Source organism: Marinobacter vinifirmus, assembly GCF_002258215.1.
GTDB lineage: Bacteria > Pseudomonadota > Gammaproteobacteria > Pseudomonadales > Oleiphilaceae > Marinobacter > Marinobacter vinifirmus.
Genome location: NZ_NEFY01000006.1, coordinates 84,683 through 102,050 on the forward strand (window position 1 = coordinate 84,683; position 17,368 = coordinate 102,050).

The 17,368-nt window shown below is 57.6% G+C and carries 17 protein-coding genes and 1 tRNA gene; 15 read left to right on the forward strand and 3 right to left on the reverse strand.

Annotated elements, in window-relative coordinates; all coding sequences use genetic code 11:
- Positions 1 to 144: 144 nt before the first annotated feature.
- Both B9Q17_RS09465 and B9Q17_RS09470 read left to right on the forward strand, forming a co-directional pair.
- Positions 145 to 747, forward strand: a complete 603-nt coding sequence (locus B9Q17_RS09465) for a hypothetical protein (RefSeq protein WP_094625042.1) — start codon at positions 145 to 147, stop codon at positions 745 to 747.
- Between the two features lie 198 nt (positions 748 to 945).
- The gene (locus B9Q17_RS09470) at positions 946 to 2,229 is read left to right on the forward strand and encodes a cyclic di-GMP phosphodiesterase (protein ID WP_244177355.1); all 1,284 of its coding nucleotides are present in this window, start codon (positions 946 to 948) and stop codon (positions 2,227 to 2,229) included.
- On the opposite strand, the gene B9Q17_RS09475 is transcribed toward B9Q17_RS09470, so the two are convergent.
- The gene (locus B9Q17_RS09475) at positions 2,219 to 3,337 is read right to left on the reverse strand and encodes an organic solvent ABC transporter permease (protein WP_094625044.1); all 1,119 of its coding nucleotides are present in this window, start codon (positions 3,335 to 3,337) and stop codon (positions 2,219 to 2,221) included. The two genes, B9Q17_RS09470 and B9Q17_RS09475, sit on opposite strands and share 11 nt — an antisense overlap.
- Positions 3,338 to 3,587: 250 nt before the next feature.
- On the opposite strand from B9Q17_RS09475, the gene B9Q17_RS09480 reads away from it, so the two are divergent.
- Genes B9Q17_RS09480 through queF form a run of 3 tightly spaced genes read left to right on the forward strand, consistent with a single transcriptional unit; the run spans position 3,588 to position 6,145 of the window.
- A complete protein-coding gene (locus B9Q17_RS09480; protein ID WP_094625045.1) occupies positions 3,588 to 4,538 on the forward strand; it encodes an ABC transporter ATP-binding protein in 951 nt (316 codons plus the stop codon).
- On the forward strand, positions 4,535 to 5,308 hold the full coding sequence (locus B9Q17_RS09485; RefSeq protein WP_022989190.1) for an ABC transporter permease: 774 nt from the start codon (positions 4,535 to 4,537) through the stop codon (positions 5,306 to 5,308). Before B9Q17_RS09480 ends, B9Q17_RS09485 begins: the two co-directional genes overlap by 4 nt.
- 18 nt (positions 5,309 to 5,326) lie before the next feature.
- Positions 5,327 to 6,145, forward strand: coding sequence for an NADPH-dependent 7-cyano-7-deazaguanine reductase QueF (gene queF, locus B9Q17_RS09490; protein WP_094625046.1), 819 nt, complete (start codon positions 5,327 to 5,329; stop codon positions 6,143 to 6,145).
- Between the two features lie 9 nt (positions 6,146 to 6,154).
- Here queF and B9Q17_RS09495 read toward each other — a convergent pair whose 3' ends face one another.
- The gene (locus tag B9Q17_RS09495; RefSeq protein WP_094625047.1) at positions 6,155 to 7,597 is read right to left on the reverse strand and encodes an adenylate/guanylate cyclase domain-containing protein; all 1,443 of its coding nucleotides are present in this window, start codon (positions 7,595 to 7,597) and stop codon (positions 6,155 to 6,157) included.
- Between the two features lie 153 nt (positions 7,598 to 7,750).
- On the opposite strand from B9Q17_RS09495, the gene B9Q17_RS09500 reads away from it, so the two are divergent.
- The 7 genes from B9Q17_RS09500 (at position 7,751) to secF (ending at position 14,060) form a co-directional block, all read left to right on the forward strand.
- Positions 7,751 to 8,332 carry a nitroreductase family protein gene (locus B9Q17_RS09500; RefSeq protein WP_094625048.1) on the forward strand — a complete coding sequence of 194 codons (582 nt, stop codon included), beginning with the start codon at positions 7,751 to 7,753 and terminating at the stop codon, positions 8,330 to 8,332.
- Between the two features lie 48 nt (positions 8,333 to 8,380).
- Positions 8,381 to 8,467, forward strand: a tRNA-Leu gene (locus tag B9Q17_RS09505).
- Positions 8,468 to 8,508: 41 nt separating this feature from the next.
- Positions 8,509 to 9,609 carry a tRNA preQ1(34) S-adenosylmethionine ribosyltransferase-isomerase QueA gene (queA, locus tag B9Q17_RS09510; protein WP_094625049.1) on the forward strand — a complete coding sequence of 367 codons (1,101 nt, stop codon included), beginning with the start codon at positions 8,509 to 8,511 and terminating at the stop codon, positions 9,607 to 9,609.
- Positions 9,610 to 9,623: 14 nt separating this feature from the next.
- Positions 9,624 to 10,745 carry a tRNA guanosine(34) transglycosylase Tgt gene (gene tgt / locus B9Q17_RS09515; RefSeq protein WP_094625137.1) on the forward strand — a complete coding sequence of 374 codons (1,122 nt, stop codon included), beginning with the start codon at positions 9,624 to 9,626 and terminating at the stop codon, positions 10,743 to 10,745.
- 99 nt (positions 10,746 to 10,844) lie between these two features.
- On the forward strand, positions 10,845 to 11,150 hold the full coding sequence (gene yajC / locus B9Q17_RS09520) for a preprotein translocase subunit YajC (RefSeq protein WP_227498326.1): 306 nt from the start codon (positions 10,845 to 10,847) through the stop codon (positions 11,148 to 11,150).
- An 89-nt stretch (positions 11,151 to 11,239) separates the two neighbouring features.
- Positions 11,240 to 13,114: a protein translocase subunit SecD gene (gene secD, locus B9Q17_RS09525; RefSeq protein ID WP_094625050.1), complete on the forward strand. Its 1,875-nt coding sequence runs from the start codon at positions 11,240 to 11,242 to the stop codon at positions 13,112 to 13,114.
- Entirely contained in the window at positions 13,107 to 14,060 is a 954-nt protein-coding gene (secF, locus tag B9Q17_RS09530) for a protein translocase subunit SecF (RefSeq protein ID WP_094625051.1), read from the forward strand. The genes secD and secF overlap by 8 nt, the downstream gene beginning before the upstream one ends.
- A gap of 82 nt (positions 14,061 to 14,142) precedes the next feature.
- Here secF and B9Q17_RS09535 read toward each other — a convergent pair whose 3' ends face one another.
- On the reverse strand, positions 14,143 to 14,943 hold the full coding sequence (locus B9Q17_RS09535) for an inositol monophosphatase family protein (protein ID WP_036219547.1): 801 nt from the start codon (positions 14,941 to 14,943) through the stop codon (positions 14,143 to 14,145).
- A gap of 204 nt (positions 14,944 to 15,147) precedes the next feature.
- Here B9Q17_RS09535 and trmJ point away from each other — a divergent pair, with 204 nt between their 5' ends.
- The 3 genes from trmJ to iscR all read left to right on the forward strand — a co-directional run bounded on the left by trmJ (position 15,148) and on the right by iscR (position 17,368).
- Positions 15,148 to 16,008, forward strand: coding sequence for a tRNA (cytosine(32)/uridine(32)-2'-O)-methyltransferase TrmJ (gene trmJ, locus B9Q17_RS09540; RefSeq protein WP_094625052.1), 861 nt, complete (start codon positions 15,148 to 15,150; stop codon positions 16,006 to 16,008).
- Between the two features lie 4 nt (positions 16,009 to 16,012).
- Positions 16,013 to 16,792 (forward strand): serine O-acetyltransferase, encoded by a 780-nt coding sequence (cysE, locus tag B9Q17_RS09545; RefSeq protein WP_094625053.1) that lies wholly within the window; start codon positions 16,013 to 16,015, stop codon positions 16,790 to 16,792.
- Positions 16,793 to 16,870: 78 nt separating this feature from the next.
- The gene (gene iscR / locus B9Q17_RS09550) at positions 16,871 to 17,368 is read left to right on the forward strand and encodes a Fe-S cluster assembly transcriptional regulator IscR (protein ID WP_022989203.1); all 498 of its coding nucleotides are present in this window, start codon (positions 16,871 to 16,873) and stop codon (positions 17,366 to 17,368) included.

Sequence of the window (17,368 nt, forward strand, 5' to 3'; positions counted from 1 at the left end):
AACGTCAACCATTCTCATTACTATCAGCATCGGAGTCAATAACCCTTTTGGAATAATTTGGTGCCGCAGAATGATGAGTAGTACGTAGATAAAAACGGCAGGCCGTCGATAATGGAGTGAGTCAAGCAAGGAAGGTTTTTACTGATGAAATGCCCGTCGATCGCCCGAAGTGTTGTGATTTTTGGACTGCCACTCCTGCCCCTGCTCGGGTTGTCGGGGTGTGCCAGCTATTACACTCACTACGCCATGTTTCCAGCGGAGAATTCGGCCGGCGAAAGCCGCCAGGTAAGGGTGCACTGGGATAGCGCCGACTATCCTGACTGGTGGTTGCTGTCTGACAAGTCCACCACCATGAAGGTGGAAACGGAGTGCAGCGAGCGGGTCTGGCGGCTGGCTGATGACAGTCATGACCAGGCAGGGGAGTGCGGAGATGGCATCCGGGCCTGTGCAGATCCGGCCCGGGACACTGTGGCGGGTTCAGGCCAGCCGGCATCCGGCACCACCGCGTGTATGACAGTTTCATCCCCGGACGGAGCCGGGCGCATTGCGGAGCTGGGCGGCCAGTTTTCTTTGCGGGTTTCCTGTGAGCCTGCGCAGCGGCAACTAATCCGGGGTGACGAAGAAGTTAACGTCGATTACATCCGCTCCTCAGCGGTGGCTTATACCGTGTTCGCCAGGCGGGTACCCAGAGGCTCTTTGAGTGCGCGCTTGCCGGCTTTTGATGAATCCCGGTGCAAGGCAGAGTGATCCGCCTGAGCGAACCTGTGACGGGTGTCCCGCGGATACAGTTTGTTTCACAAAGATAAACTGAGTTACCTGGCGGCGATGTACATTGACGGATAGCTACTAAATTAAGGTGGCGTCTTTTTGCGGAAGTGGCAAACTGTAAAATAGTGTCAAAAGCTTGAGCCGAGGTGTGTGGTGGGCGTAAGTCAAAAACAGATAATGGTACATGACCTCGAGATCGGCATGTTTGTGTCGGATCTCGATCGTCCATGGCACCAGACGCCATTCCCCATTCAGGGGTTCTACATTCGTTCTCAGAGCGATATCCGGGCCCTGCATTCCCATTGCAAGTGGGTCAAGGTAGACGTTGCCGAAGCGCGGCAGAAGGTTGACCAGGAAGAGGGCAATGTCCGCCTGTTCAGCCAGCGGGCTTCCGGGCGGGGTAATGGCCGGAACGAGCTGAAACTGCCGCCACTGAGTATCCGCGAGCCGGTCAGCCACCAGGTTACGGTACCTCTGCGTAAGGAAATAAAGGCTTCGCGGGAACTTCTCGACGATGGCGAGGCGGCTCTTCAGAAGGTTTTTAATTCTATTCGCTCCGCCAAGGCCCCCGATTTGCGGCCGGTAGCTGATCTCACCCGCAAGATGGTTTCCAGTGTCGTTCGTCAGCCCAGTGCCTTGCTGTGGCTCAGCCGTACCCGCCACTATGATGATTTTCTTTACCAGCACGCCCTGAACACAGCGGTTTGGGCGTTGGTTTGTGGTCGTCAACTGGGCTTGAATGAAGGTTTGCTTAACCACCTGGCGATGGGCTGCCTGTTGTCCCAGACAGGTAAGACTGCGTTGCCAAAAGACCTGGTAGAGCGCGAGCAACAGCTTTCTGCGGAAGAGTACACACATTATCGTGGTTATATCGAGCAAGGTGTGGCGCTTTTGCAAAACTCGGGGCTGTCCCGGGCAGTGATGACAGTGGTTCAGAACCATCGAGAGCGCCATAACGGTTCCGGTTTCCCTCAAGGGCTGAAAGGCGACAGAATTCCGTTGCTGGCCAAGGTCGCCGGTATTGCCGAGTTTTTCGAATCGCTGATTACGCCCCGCGAAACCCGCGATTCACTGACGCCGGCGAAAGCGGTGTCGATGCTTTACGAAATGCGTAACATCGAGTTTCAGGATGACCTGGTCGAGGCCTTCATCAAGGCAATCGGGGTTTACCCCACCGGCAGCCTGGTGGAGCTGTCAGACGGGCAGCGGGGCATTGTGATTTCCCATTCGCCGGAACGGCGGCTGTGGCCCAGTGTCATGGTGATGCAGGATGCCGGTCGCCAGTCCCGTAAAACGGCAAAGATTATCGACCTGGCCAGCTATAACGAATCGAAATCCGGAGAGGCGATGCTGTCTGTTAAAGAGTGCTTGCCCAATGGTACGGAAGGGCTGGACCCGGCCGGCTATGATGTGACCGGAGCCGAGTCCCGCTGGTCGCTGGGCAAGCTGCTCAGTCGATAATTACCCGGATATCCTTGGTAATCCACCGGTAGGTGTCTTCGGGCCTGAAGTTGATCCGGATGTCGGATTCACCACCGGTGTCGCCCGCCACATAGTACTCTACTTCCGCCGTCTGCCAGCTCCAGGAGTGCACCGCGATATCATTCGGGCGGGCGCTGACTGCCTCGATTTCGGCTAATGCCGCCTCACCACCGATTTTTCGTACTTCAATGGTTTTGATGCCGGTGTCGCTGGCGGGATGGCGGGCCCGGGATTCTTTCAGGAAGTAACGGCGGCCGTAATGATTGGAGATGCTTGCCAGCTCCCGCTCAAGGTAGTTTTCAGCCTGCTCACTGTCGACATCTTCCAGGGTTCTGACAGCTTCGCGGATTCGGTCGGCCAGGGATTGCAGGTCTTCTTTGTAAACGGTGTTCGGGTCCAGGTCCTCGTCGTTTTCGGGGCGAGACGGTGCTGCCTCAATTTCCTGCTGGCTGGGCGGCGCGCCACAGAGGCGGTCATCCTCAGGGTAGAAGCAGATACTTTGCAGAATGCGGTTCGCTGGCGAATCTGCCGCGGAAAAATCCTGGGCGCTCACGGTGAAATCGAGGGTGTCAGGGATATCCGGATCGTTAATCGCTGCATTCAGCTGCTCGATCACTCTCGGGCGAATGTCGATGCCTTCGCCTTCGCTCACGTTGCCGGACCAGTCCAGCGCCAGCAGGAATCGTGTGCGGTTTTGAAGTTCGGTGTTGTTCAGGAGCAGATTGAGTTCCACCGGCCGGTGATCTTTCAGGCCCCGATCGTTCACGCTGGCGGTTTTCAGGGCTTCCCGCAGTTCCGGCTGAAAATCCAGGAAGCTGACAAAATCCTGTGCCGGAACGTTATCGATGATCGGTAACTGGCCCACTTTCAGTGACAGGGTTTCACCGAGATAGTAGCGGAACTCGCCGGCCTCGTTGGTTTCACCGCTCTGGCTGTTGGTGGTGTAGGTCAGTCCGCTGAGGCCCTGGTAATTGATTCGCCCGATGCGGGTGTCGTCAGAGCCGGAGCCGCCGCTGTCCAGGCAGCCGGTGCAAACCACGGCAGCGGAAAGTGGAAGAAACAGGCGGGTAAGGTGAACGAGTTTCATGGTATGTCGTACAATCCCTTCGCGTTGACCTGAAGCACCCGATGCCTGGTGACAGGTGTCTTGTAAGTTGTTGTAACGGCATTATAGGGACGGTGCCTGGAGTATATCGGGAATCCTGTCGCAGTTTGGGGGTTTGGCCTGCTGGCCGGTTTGTAATCCGCGGCCTTGAAATACCGCCTTTTGCCACAATTCAATAGCTCTCTACTTTTTAGCCTGGCTTGCCAGGTAAATTTCGGAAACGGTACGGTTTATGACCTTTGCACTCGAAATCGAAGGGCTGGAGAAAAGCTACGGCGATGGCTTCCGGGCCCTGAAGGGAATCGATCTGAAAGTCAGGGAAGGGGACTTTTTCGCCCTGCTGGGCCCCAATGGTGCCGGCAAATCCACGACCCTGGGCATAGTGTCGTCCCTGGTGAACAAGAGTGGCGGCAAGGTGAGGGTGTTTGGCCACGATATCGATACGGATCTCTCGGGCGCCAAGCTGAACCTTGGTGTGGTGCCACAGGAGTTCAACTTCAACCAGTTCGAGAAAGTCATTGATATCGTCACCACCCAGGCCGGGTATTACGGCATTCCGCTCAAGCAGGCCAGGGTTTCTGCCGAAAAATACCTGCGCAAGCTTGGTTTGTGGGACAAGCGAGACACCCCGTCCCGCATGCTGTCCGGCGGTATGAAGCGGCGCCTGATGATTGCCCGGGCGCTGGTGCATGAACCCAGGTTGCTGATTCTTGACGAGCCGACCGCCGGTGTCGACATCGAATTACGGCGCTCTATGTGGCAGTTCCTGGAAGAGATGAGCCGCCAGGGCACCACCATTATCCTGACCACCCATTACCTGGAAGAGGCGGAAGCCCTGTGCCGTAACATCGCCATTATCGACCACGGCGAGATTATCCGGCACACCAGCAAGCGGGAACTGCTGCAGCAGCTGAACGTGGAAACCTTTGTTCTGGATACAGAACAATTGATGGATTCCGCGCCGGAACTGGACGGCTTCCGTAGCAGTCTTAACGAAGACGGCGCCCTGGAAGTCGATGTGGAGAAAGGTCAGAGCCTGAACTCCCTGTTTGTCGAACTGGAACGTCAAGGAATCAAAGTGGTGAGTATGCGTACCAAGGCCAACCGGCTGGAGGAGCTGTTTGTGCGAATGGTCGAAGACAATGCCCGGGCAGCCGAAAACGGCTCGGGGGTGAAAGCATGACCATTCAGGCCCTCTGGATCGCGTTCCAGACCATTGTCCTGCGGGAAATCCGCCGCTTCACCCGCATCTGGCCGCAGACGCTGTTGCCGCCGGCGGTCACCATGACCCTGTACTTCATCATCTTCGGTAACCTGATCGGCTCCCGGATCGGCGACATGGGCGGCTACGACTATATGCAGTTCATCGTGCCTGGCCTGATCATGATGGCGGTGATCACCAACTCCTACGCTAACGTGGTGTCGTCGTTCTTTTCGATGAAGTTCCAGCGCAGCATCGAGGAGTTGCTGGTGTCGCCGGTACCCAACTGGACGATACTGGCAGGTTATGTGGCGGGTGGTATGGCCCGGGGCCTGAGCATCGGGCTGATTGTTACCCTCTTGTCCCTGGCGTTTACCCAGCTGTCTATCCACAATCTGCCCATGGTGGTGATTACGGTGTTCCTGACCTCGGCACTGTTCTCCCTTGGCGGCTTTATCAATGCCATGCTGGCTACCAAGTTTGATGACATCTCCATTGTGCCGACGTTCGTGCTCACGCCGCTGACCTATCTCGGTGGTGTTTTCTACAGTATCGACCTGCTGCCGGCGTTCTGGCAGGGGGCGTCGATGATCAACCCGATCCTGTACATGGTGAACGGGTTCCGCTACGGCATACTGGGTGTTTCGGACGTTAATCCGTTCATCTCCCTTGGTATGATTGTCGTCTTTATTGTCCTGTTGGCTGCCGTTGCACTGCGCATGCTGGCCCGGGGCAAAGGCATCCGTCACTGATCGGGGAATCTTTACGACATGGCATTGCATAACGCTCCGCTGGGTAAATCCAGCGAATACCCGGATCAGTACGATCCTTCGCTACTGTTTCCGGTCGCACGGGAAGAGAATCGGCGTCGCATCGGCCTGGAAGACGGTCGCTGGCCCTGGTTCGGGGAAGATCTCTGGCAAGCCTGGGAAATCTCCTGGCTTCGGCCTGGTGGCGTGCCGGCGGTCGCCTGGGCGGAGATCCGCTTTCCTGCCGCGTCACCGTCCATCATTGAAAGCAAGTCGCTCAAGCTGTACCTGAATTCCCTCAACCAGGCCGTGTTCTCCACCGTCGAACAGGTGGCGGAAACCATTACCGCTGACCTGTCCAGTGCCTGTGGAGCGTCGGTGGATGTGCGTCTGCTCAGTGTGGATGACTCGGCGCCGGCTATCGGGCGCCCGGAAGGGTATGAGCTGATTGATGACGAGCCGGTAGATGATGTGGTGTACGAGTACTCGACGGAGTCCCTGATGGTGTCTGGTGAGGAGGTCAGCGAGCAGCTGTGTTCGCACCTGCTGAAAAGCAACTGCCCGGTTACCGGTCAGCCGGACTGGGCAACGGTGATGATCCGCTATCAGGGCAAGAAGATAGATCGATCCGGACTGTTGCGCTACATCGTCAGCTTTCGCCAGAAGCAGGACTTTCACGAGCACTGCGTGGAAACGGTGTTTACAGACCTGATGGCCCGCTGCAAACCGGAGCAACTGACGGTGTGTGCACGCTATACCCGCAGGGGTGGGCTGGATATCAATCCGTGGCGCAGCACCAGCCCTGAGCAGGGTCCCGGGCCGCGCCTGGTGCGGCAGTAAAGGCGGGGGTTATTCGCTGTCTTCCTCGATGCGCAGCCGGTCGGCGGCGTCTTCGAGGGCGGCCAGTATGGCCTTGCGCTCTCTCTCGGTAATCTTTTCCGAATCCATATACATGGCAAATCCGCTGTGCTCGTGTTCCATGAAGCTGCGGTGCGGGCCCATGTCGCGGCGGAAGTCCACCACTTCATAGATTGGCACCGGCTTGGCAAAGCCTTTAACCGTGATCTCGCCCTTGTCGCGGCACATGATGCGATCTTTCACCAGCGAGAAGGTTTCATAGGAAATCAGGATTTCGCCGGAATCCGCCAGGGACTCCAGGCGGCTGGCGAGGTTTACTTCCTTGCCGATGATGGTGTAGTCCATGCGGTTTTCAGCGCCGAAGTTGCCGACGGTGGTGTAGCCGGTGCTGATGCCCATACGGATCTGTAACGGTGTCTTGATACCCTGGCTTCGCCACTTCTGGCGCATGATCTTCATGTGCTTGCGCATCTCGATGGCCATGGATACGCAGGCAAAGGCATCTTCTCTCTGGCCCCGGCTGGTGGGGTCGCCGAAAAAGACCATGATGGAATCGCCAACGAACTTGTCGATGGTGCCACCGTATTTCAGGGCCACTTCCGACATTTCGTTGAAGTAATGGTTGAGCAGTTCGGTCAGTGCTTCCGGCTCCATTTCTTCGGAGAGTTCGGTAAAGCCCTTGATGTCCGAGAAGAAAATAGCGAGTTTTTTGCGCTGGGTTTCAAGCCGGACATCCCGCTCGCCGGTAAAGATGGATTGCCAGACCTGGGGCGACAGGTATTTGGAAAGCTTGTGCGACAGGGCAATGGATTGCTCCCGCTGGTTTTGGATCTGGGTTTTGGCCAGGAGCAGGGCGCGGGCTTGCTGGTGGGAATAGTACGCGGTAACACAAATATAGGTGCCGGTTGCGAACACCGAGACCAGGCTGGTCAGCAGTGGCGACTGGAAGCTTTCGGCAACACCGAAGCTGGCAACCGACACAGCCGTGGCGGCGCCCATCAACAAGGTGCCTACCAGCCATTGGCGTGTGCCACCGACAATCAGGCAGCTGAACATCAGCATAAGCACGGTGGATACCGCAGGAATGGCGACTAATCCGATCATTCCGATAAAGCCACCGCCGATCACGCAGTCGAGGAACAGCATTTTCTGCCGGATGCGGGGAGATCGTCTCAGAAAGGTGCGACGGGATATCAGGTGTGCGGCGTGGGGCCAGAGCATGGTGCCTGCGACCAGCCAAAGCATCCAGCCCGGGAAGATACCTTGCAGCACGCCGGTAATAATAATGGCAGTGTTGACGCCATACCCGAGAATCCGGCCGCTGTAATCCGGCATAGGCGGAATAGCCACGGTTTCGTGGCTGGAGAGGTCGCCATGCACAACTTTAGCGGCGGACCCGGTAGCGTTGCGTAATTCTGCCGGTGCGTTCATCATTTCAGAGCCGGGCCCCAGACACAGATTTAGACACAGAGTTGCTAAAATTCTTTTGGTCGCTCATTGTGTGCTGCCGGTTTTTTGTAGTTTTGAAGTGAGCTAACACTGAAGGTTAGCAGTATTACGTATAAGCCACAATTCTTACAGGTGTCTATGAGCTCTGTTACCCGCTTTCTGCTTGACCGTGCCTCCGAGCCCCGCCTGGAGGCCCCGGCTCCGCCCAGGGATGTTCTCGAGCAGGCTTTCCAGTGTGCAGCAAGGGCTCCGGACCATGCCTTGTTGCGGCCCTGGCGCTACCTGGTGATAGAGGGTGAGGCGCTGGAGGCCCTTGGCGAGCTGTTCGCCTCTGCCTGCCCGGAAACCGCCAGTGAGCAGGAAGTCGAAAAATCCCGTAAAGCACCGCTGAGGGCTCCGATGGTGATTGTCGGGATTGCCTCACCGCAACATCATCCCAAGGTACCGGAAGTAGAGCAGGTGATGTCTGCTGCCACCGGCATGGCATTTATCGGCCTGGCATTGCGCGATGCGGGTTACGGCGGCATGTGGCGCACCGGCCCGGTTACCTACCATGCCCAGGTGCATCGTGGCCTTGGGCTGGCGGAAGGCGAATCGATAGTCGGCTTTCTGTATGCGGGTACTGTGGTGCAGGAAAAGCCACCCGTGCCACGGCCGGAAACCCGTGAATTTGTTGAAAATTGGCAAGCGCCGGGGCAGCTTGCATCCTGGGATGAATGATCGGTTGCTTTCAGAATCAGGGTCAGTATAATCCTCCCACTCTCCGATGGCGGCGTGGTGAAATTGGTAGACACGACGGATTCAAAATCCGTTGGGGTAAAACCCGTGGCGGTTCGAGTCCGCCCGCCGCTACCACTTATTGGCCGCAACCTGCGGCGTCGTGAATAGCCCGGCCCATGAACGTCTCTGATTTCCACTTTGACCTGCCGGACGAGCTCATCGCCCGTTACCCGCTCAAACAACGCAGTGCATCCCGTTTACTGAATCTCGATGGCCCTACCGGCCACACCCGGCACCTTCGTTTTACTGACCTGCCTGACCTGCTTCAGCCTGGCGACCTTCTGGTGTTCAATAATACCCGTGTTATTCCCGCGCGCCTGTTCGGCCAGAAGGAGACCGGTGGCCGGGTAGAGGTGCTGGTTGAGCGAGTGGTCGGTGAACACGAAATCCTGGCCCACACCCGTTCTTCAAAGTCTCCCAAGCCGGGGCAGCGGGTGTTGCTTGAGGATGGCACGGCCCTGCTTATGACCGGTCGGGAAGATGCCCTGTTCCGCTTTGTCTGCGAGAGCGAAGAACCCATTCTTGATGTGCTCGAGCGCATTGGCCACATGCCGTTGCCTCCTTATATGGAGCGGGATGACGATCAGTCAGACCGGGAGCGTTACCAGACCGTCTACGCCAAGGAGGCGGGTGCCGTGGCGGCGCCTACCGCCGGGCTTCACTTTGACGATGACCTGCTGGGGCTACTGAAAGAAAAGGGCGTTGAGTTTGCCTACGTCACCTTGCACGTAGGCGCCGGTACCTTTCAGCCGGTTCGGGTGGATAACGTCAAAGACCACGTGATGCACAGTGAGGTTGCCCACGTTCCCCAGGAAACGGTAGATGCCGTGAATCAGGCCCGCGCCAGGGGCGGTCGGGTAGTGGCGGTGGGCACCACCTCGGTACGCTCGCTGGAATCCGCCAGTCAGAACGGCGTGCTGTCGGCCTTTCGGGGTGAAACCGATATCTTTATCTATCCCGGCTATCGTTTTCAGACGGTGGACGCGATGGTCACCAATTTCCATTTGCCGGAGTCCACGCTGATCATGCTGGTTAGTGCGTTTTCCGGCTATGAACATATTATGTCTGCTTATCGTGAGGCGGTTCAGGAGCGTTACCGGTTTTTCAGCTACGGTGATGCCATGTTCCTGACCGGCCAGCAGCCAAGCCTTGGGCGCCAGGCTGCGTCTGGCCAAGCCGATACTGATCAACCGGAATCCCGTGGAGAATCCCTGTGAGTAATTCCTGTTTCATGAGCTTCGAGAAACTTGGAGAAGATGGCAAGGCCCGGCGTGGCCGCCTGACCTTCCCCAGGGGAACGGTCGAGACGCCGGCGTTCATGCCGGTGGGCACCTACGGTACCGTCAAGGGCATGTTGCCCCGGGACATCAAGGAAATCGGTGCGGAAATCATTCTGGGCAACACCTTCCACCTGATGCTCCGGCCGGGTACGGAAGTGGTCAAGGCCCATGGTGACCTGCACGACTTCACCCAGTGGCAGGGGCCGATCCTCACGGACTCCGGCGGTTTCCAGGTATTCAGTCTGGGCGAAATGCGCAAGATCACCGAGCAGGGCGTAACCTTCCGTTCACCGGTGGATGGCTCGAAAGTGGAGTTGTCGCCGGAGATTGCCATTGGCGTGCAGCGGGACCTGGGCTCGGATATCGTCATGATTTTTGACGAGTGTACGCCTTATCCTGCCACCGAGAAGCAGGCGAAGGAATCCATGGAGTTGTCCCTGCGCTGGGCAGAAAGAAGCAAGAATGCCCATGAGGGTAATCCTGCGGCACTGTTCGGAATCGTTCAGGGTGGCATGTATGAATCCCTGCGGGACCGCTCGCTGGAAGGGTTGACTAATATCGGGTTTGACGGCTATGCCATTGGTGGCCTGTCGGTAGGGGAGCCGAAGGAAGACATGATCCGCATTCTGGATCATCTGCCGCCCAAGATGCCGGAAGACAAGCCCCGCTACCTGATGGGCGTGGGTCGCCCGGAAGATATTGTTGAGGCCGTGCGCCGCGGTGTCGATATGTTCGACTGTGTAATGCCCACCCGGAATGCCCGTAACGGTTACCTGTTCACCTCAACCGGTATCGTGAAGATTCGCAATGCCAAGAACCGGCATGACACCGGGCCCCTGGACGAGCGGTGTGACTGTTACACCTGCCAGAATTTCTCGAAGAGTTACCTGCACCATCTGGACAAGTGTGGTGAAATGCTGGGCTCTCAGCTCAATACCATCCACAATCTGCGCTTTTACCAGAACCTGATGAGCGGATTGCGTGGCGCCATTGAAGCAGGTACATTGTCCGACTTTGTAAGCGAATTCTATGCCTTACGCGGCGAAAGTGTGCCGCCGCTGGGCGATTCCTGATCAAGTTTTACACCTAGACAAGTCAATAAACGGAGAACCTGAATGAAATCAATCAAACTGCTCATCGCCGGTCTGCTGTCTCTGATGCCTGCATTGGCCATGGCTCAGGATCCGGGCGCCCAGGGTATGAGCGTGATGGGTCAGATCATCTTCTTCGCAGGCTTTATCCTGATCTTCTACTTCCTGATCTGGCGCCCGCAGTCCAAGCGTGCAAAAGAGCACAAAGCTCTGATGTCCGGCCTGAACAAGGGGGACGAAGTTGTTACTTCCGGCGGCGTAGCCGGTCGCATTACCAAGGTTGCGGACGACTTCATCGTTCTGGAAGTGTCCGATAACGTAGAAATCAAGGTTCAGAAAGTAGCTGTAGCAGCCGCCCTGCCGAAGGGTACGCTGAAGGATATCTGAGCTGGTCAGGCGCCGGCGCCCTGTGGCGCCGGCTGATTCATACTGGCTGACACACCAAGACCGGCGACCAGTCGGCTCAAAGGGATCCCATGCTGAACAAGTATCCTCTCTGGAAAAATCTGGTGATCGTGTTTGCACTGGTCATCGGGTTTATTTACGCCTTACCCAATTTTTTCCCCGACGACTACGCCATCCAGATCACCGGCGCCCGTGGTAGCACCGAGGTAGACCAGCGTGTGCTCGACCGCGCACTTGGCGAACTCGAAAGCCGCGGTATCGAAGTCAAATCCAGCCTTCTAGAAGAGCGGGACGCACTGATTCGCCTGACCAGTTCCGATGACCAGTTGCGGGCGAGGCCGGCAGTGCAGGCGGCCCTGGGTCGGGAATACCTGGTGGCCCTGAACATGGCTCCGTCGACTCCCGGTTGGCTGCAGAGTCTGGGCGCCGGCCCCATGAAGTTGGGCCTGGATCTTCGCGGCGGTGTTCACTTCCTGCTGGAAGTGGATATGGAAACAGCGGTTAACCAGCGCCTTGAGGCCCTGTCAGGCCAGATCAAGCGGGATATGCGGGAAGAGCGCATCCGCTACCGGGGCGGTGACGTGGGCGAGAACCGCAACATCATCCTGAGTTTCCGCGATTCGGAGACTCGGGCGGAAGCATTCACGCTGATTCGTGACAACTACAACGAATTCCTGCTCGACGAGAGCACCGAGGGTGGTGAATTCCTGATTTCGCTCGCCCTTTCTGAAGCCGAAGTTCGTAATATCCAGGAATACGCCCTGGAGCAGAACCTGACCACTATCCGTAACCGGGTAAACGAACTGGGTGTTGCCGAGCCGCTGGTACAGCGCCAGGGCGCGAGCCGGATTATCGTGGAGCTGCCGGGCGTGCAGGATACGGCGCAGGCCAAGCGGGTTCTGGGGGCTACGGCTAACCTGGAATTCCGGATGGAAGCACGCCAGGACACCGCCTCTGCCGAAACCGAGCAGTTTAGCTTCCGGGATGAGCCTAATCGTTCAGCCCGCCTGGAGCGGGACGTTATTGCGACCGGTAACAACGTGGCAAATGCCCAGCAGGCGTTCGACGAGAACGGTCAGCCGCAGGTTAACATCACCATGGATTCTGTGGGTGGTGACCTGATGAACCGCGCGACCCGCAATAACATCGGTCGCCGGATGGCGGTGCTGTTTATTGAGTACCGTACCGAGACCGAAACCCGCGAAGTCGATGGCGAGATTGTCGAGACCGAAAAGCGCGTAGTAGAGAAGGGCTTGATCAGCCTGGCAACGGTGCAGTCTGCCCTGGGCAGCAGCTTCCGTATCACCGGCCTGGATTCCATTCCCGAAGCTGCGGAACTCGCACTGCTGCTGCGTGCCGGTGCACTGGCGGCGCCGATGTACTTTGTGCAGGAGCGGACCATCGGGCCAAGCCTGGGTCAGAAGAACATCGATGCCGGCCTGATGTCGGTAATGATCGGTTTTGCCCTGGTCCTGATCTACATGGCGCTCTTCTATCGTGGCTTCGGCATGATGGCCAACGTGGCGCTGACCCTCAACCTGATGTTGCTGGTGGCGTGTATGTCGATACTTTCGGCCACCCTGACGCTGCCGGGTATTGCCGGTATCGTTCTGACGGTGGGTATGGCCGTCGATGCCAATGTGCTTATCTTTGAGCGAATAAAGGAAGAGCTGAAATCGGGCGTGCCGCCACAAAGTGCGATCAACTCCGGTTACAGTCGCGCCTTTGTATCCATTTTCGATGCCAACATCACCACGCTGCTGGTGGCGGTGATTCTGTTCGCTATGGGCTCCGGCCCGGTCAAGGGCTTCGCCGTTACCCTGTGTATCGGTATCCTGACCTCCATGTTTACCGGCCTGATGGTCGGGCGCAGCATGGTGAACCTGGTGTATGGCGGCCGCAGGGTCGAGAAACTTTCGATCGGAGGGAAGCTGGCCAATGGCTGATACCGAAAAGCAACCGTTTGACTTCATGGGCTTCCGAAAGATTGCTTCGGTGCTCTCTATCGCCCTGGTAATTGCGTCTATTGCGTTGCTGGGCATTCGCGGCCTCAATCTCGGCATGGACTTTACCGGCGGCACCTCCGTCGAGTTCGAATATGCCGAGGCTCCGAGCCTTGATGAAATCCGTACCCAGCTGACGGAAGCCGGCTACGAGCAGTTCTCGGTGCAGAACTTCGGGGCTGACACCATCGTGCTGATCCGCATGGCGGAAGCAGGTAACGATGAGCTGGCGAACGAGGTGACCGAGGTGCTGTCACGCACGGGCGCCGAGCTGGAGCTGGTGAGTTCCGAGTTTGTCGGCTCCCAGGTGGGTGACGAGCTGAAAGAAGACAGTGGTCTGGGGCTGTTGATTGCGCTGGCCGTAGTACTGATCTACGTCGGTATGCGTTTCCAGTTCAAGTTCGGTATCGCCTCGGTGATTCCGCTTGCCCACGATGTGTTGATTGTGCTGGGTGTGTTCGCGCTGTTCCAGTGGACCTTTGACCTGACTGTTCTGGCAGCCTTGCTGGCCATTATCGGTTACTCCCTGAACGACACCATCGTCGTGGCGGACCGTATCCGGGAGAATTTCCGGAAAATGCGGGTAGGGGAGCCGTGGGATATCATCAACCAGTCCATCCACGAGACCATCACTCGTACGATCAACACCTCCGGTACGACACTGGTGGTGCTGATTGCGCTCTATTTCCTCGGTGGTGAGGCGATCAACAACTTCGCCCTGGCTCTGATGATCGGTGTGGTTGTGGGTACCTATTCCTCCATCTATGTGTCTGCGAACATGCTGATGGTGATGGGTGTAACCCGCGAAGACCTGATGGTGCCTGCAAAGGAAGGTGCCGGCGACGAGGCGGAGGAAGAGCAGCCGCCCGAGTGGTTGAATCGCATGTAATGCATGCCTGCCGGGCCCTTGTGGCCCGGCATAAAAAAACCGCCAACCCGAAAGGATGGCGGTTTTTTTGTGCCCGGTAAATTTACCGTGGCAGGCGACCCCGGAAGGGGTGCAGTACTTTCAGGACTTCACGGAACAGTTTCGGGTTCGCCACAATCAGCTGACGGGCGTTGCCAGCCGAGGGATTACCGGAAAAGTCGCCGGTCAGTGCGCCGGATTCCATAGCCAGGGTAACCCCGAGGTCGAGGTCAGCTGCGGCAGGGCGGAAGATAACGGCTGCATCCAGCAGGCCAGCGGAAACCCGGGCAATATCCAGGACCACGCAGCCAGAGGTGCGGAACATGGCGGTTTCGCTGGCCAGTGTTGCGGCCATTTCGCCCCATACCATCGGATCATCGCCCTGACGGGTCTGGTCCAGGAGGTTGGTGGAGATTGCAGCCTTGGCTGGCAGTTTTACATCGGAAGCCCGCACGCGGCGGCTGTTCAGGGCGGCACCATGGCCGCGGCTGGCGGAGTATTCCTCGCCGGTCACCGGGTTAACCAGTAGCAGGTTCTCGGTGCGGTTGTTCTTTTTCTGGGACAGGGCCAGGGCGAACTCGGGAATGCCCCGAACAAAATTCTCACGCCCCAGAACCGGGAAAATGTGCCAGCTTTTATCGCTACCGTTGGCATCAGCCTCGCCCATCGGAGCGATGGTGTGGTCTTTGTAGGCCTTTTCAAGCTGTTCGGCAAAGTTGTCGTAAATGGACTGCTCAACCCGTTCCAGCTGGCGCAGGCGGTCAGACTCATCTTTACCGTTAGGTTCCTGGCGCTCGAAGTGGGCTTTCAGGTAGTCGGATCCCTGGCGGGCAACGCGCAGGGCCATTTTGATTGCTGGTTGCATCTGAGTGTTCATTATCCGGGTGTGTTAAGGCCGGCTATCATAGCAAAAACTCCCTTCGCTTGTACGTTTTTTGGCTCAGGAAATCCACGGATACCATGGGGTTCGGGCGAAGTTGCGGGATTTCCGGAGAGCGGAAACGGTCGGGTTTCTGCTATCATGCCGCTCTTTTTCGCGAATGTACGACCAGTCACAGGCCCCACGAACATGCACAAGCACGCAATGCCGCAGGAAGGAAGCGACACTTTCAACGATCAGGTCCGGATTGTTCTGGTTGAAACCTCCCACTCCGGAAATATCGGTGCGGTAGCCCGGGCGATGAAGAATATGGGGCTGGGGAATCTCTGGCTGGTGAATCCTTCGTCTTTCCCCGATGAAGCCTCCTACGCTCGTTCGGCCGGTGCTTCCGATGTGCTTGACCGGGCCCGGGTGGTTTCTTCGCTGGATGAAGCCCTGGCGGACTGCATCCTGGTGATGGGCACCAGCGCCCGCGGCCGCAAGGTACCCTGGCCGGTGATGGCGCCTCCGCAGGCGGCGGCCATGGCTTCAGAGCACAGTGCGAAGGGGCGGGTAGCCCTGGTATTTGGCAGGGAGAATCACGGGCTGTCGAACGACGAACTTCAGCGTTGCCACTATCATATCCATATTCCGTCGAACCCTGATTACAGTTCGCTGAACCTGGCCATGGCGGTTCAGGTGATATGCTATGAACTGCGCATGCAGTACCTGCGGGGTCTTGAAGAGGGCGAGTCCAGCGCCTACCTTGAGGCTATGGTAGCGCCGGGGGATAACGGCTGGGATGTGCCGCCGGCAACAGTGAATGATGTGGAAGGGTTCTTTGGCCACCTCGAGCAGGTGCTGGTGGATGTGAATTTTCATCGCCGTGACAATCCGCGTCAGTTAATGAGCAGGTTAAGGCGGCTGTTCCAGCGGGCACGGATGGATGAAATGGAAATAAACATCCTGAGAGGCGTACTCTCTGCAGTCCAGAAGGCCGCCGGAACCCAGCAAAGTGGTAAGAAGCATAAACCAACGGCGGAACCCTCCGCAGACGAAGGGCGGGAATAAGGTCATGTTCGAGCGATTAAGGGAAGACATCAACAGCGTATTCCGCCGGGATCCGGCGGCACGGAACACCTTCGAGGTGCTTACCAACTATCCCGGGTTGCATGCCTTGTTGTTCCACCGGCTGGCTCACTGGCTCTGGAACCTGGGGCTGAAGTGGCTGGCCCGAACCCTGTCTACCCTGGCCCGCTGGTTTACCGGTATCGAGATTCATCCGGGCGCAACCATTGGCCGGCGGTTTTTTATTGATCATGGTATGGGCGTGGTTATCGGCGAAACCACTGTTATCGGTGACGACGTCACCCTGTATCAGGGGGTTACTCTGGGCGGTACCAGCTGGAATAAAGGCAAGCGCCATCCCACCATCGGAAATGGTGTGGTAGTTGGTGCCGGTGCCAAGATCCTGGGGCCGTTTGAAGTGGGAGAGGGCGCTAAGGTGGGGTCCAATTCCGTGGTGACCAAGGCGGTGCCTGCGGGCGCGACCGTCGTTGGCATTCCTGGCCGGGTGATTGTGAAGCGTCAGGGCAAAGATGATGTCCGTCGCAAGCAGATGGAAGAGCGGATGGGCTTCGATGCCTACGGGGTTACCGAAGAAATGCCGGATCCTGTGGCCAGGGCCATGCGTTCGCTGCTGGATCACATGCACGCGGTGGACGATCGCATCGAAAGCATGTGCAAGGCCATTCGCAAGGTGAACAGCGAATACCAGAACGGCGAGTTGCCACCTTTGCACGAGGAAGATTTTGACTGCGTGCGGGACGAAACCGACGCCGACGGAAAAGGCTGAATACTTGACTGTTTTAGTTGGTCAATTCATACTTCCGCATGCATATCGCGATTCATTCCCATTAACGGGGCTGAAATTATGAAGCTGACCACCAAAGGCCGCTACGCTGTAACGGCGATGCTTGACCTGGCCCTGCACGGAGCCCAGGGGCCGGTAAGCCTTGCAGATATTTCAGCCCGGCAGGAAATCTCCCTCTCGTATCTCGAGCAGCTGTTCTCCCGCTTGCGCCGTCATAGCCTGGTGGTGAGCGTGCGGGGCCCGGGTGGTGGCTATCGTCTGAGCCGCTCTGCCGATGACGTTTATGTCGCGGAAGTGGTGGATGCGGTCAGCGAATCCCTGGATACCACCCGTTGCGGTAATAAAGGCGACTGCCAGAATGGCGAAAAGTGCCTTACCCACCATTTGTGGTCAGACCTGAGCAGCCAGATTCATCAGTTTCTCAGCGAAATCAGCCTGGGCGACCTGATGCGAAAACACGAAATCCGCCAGGTGGCGGACCGCCAGAACCGTAAACAGTCTGATGGCGATCCGGATACCATCAATACCCGGCGTTTGATTGACCAGGCTCCGGCCTGA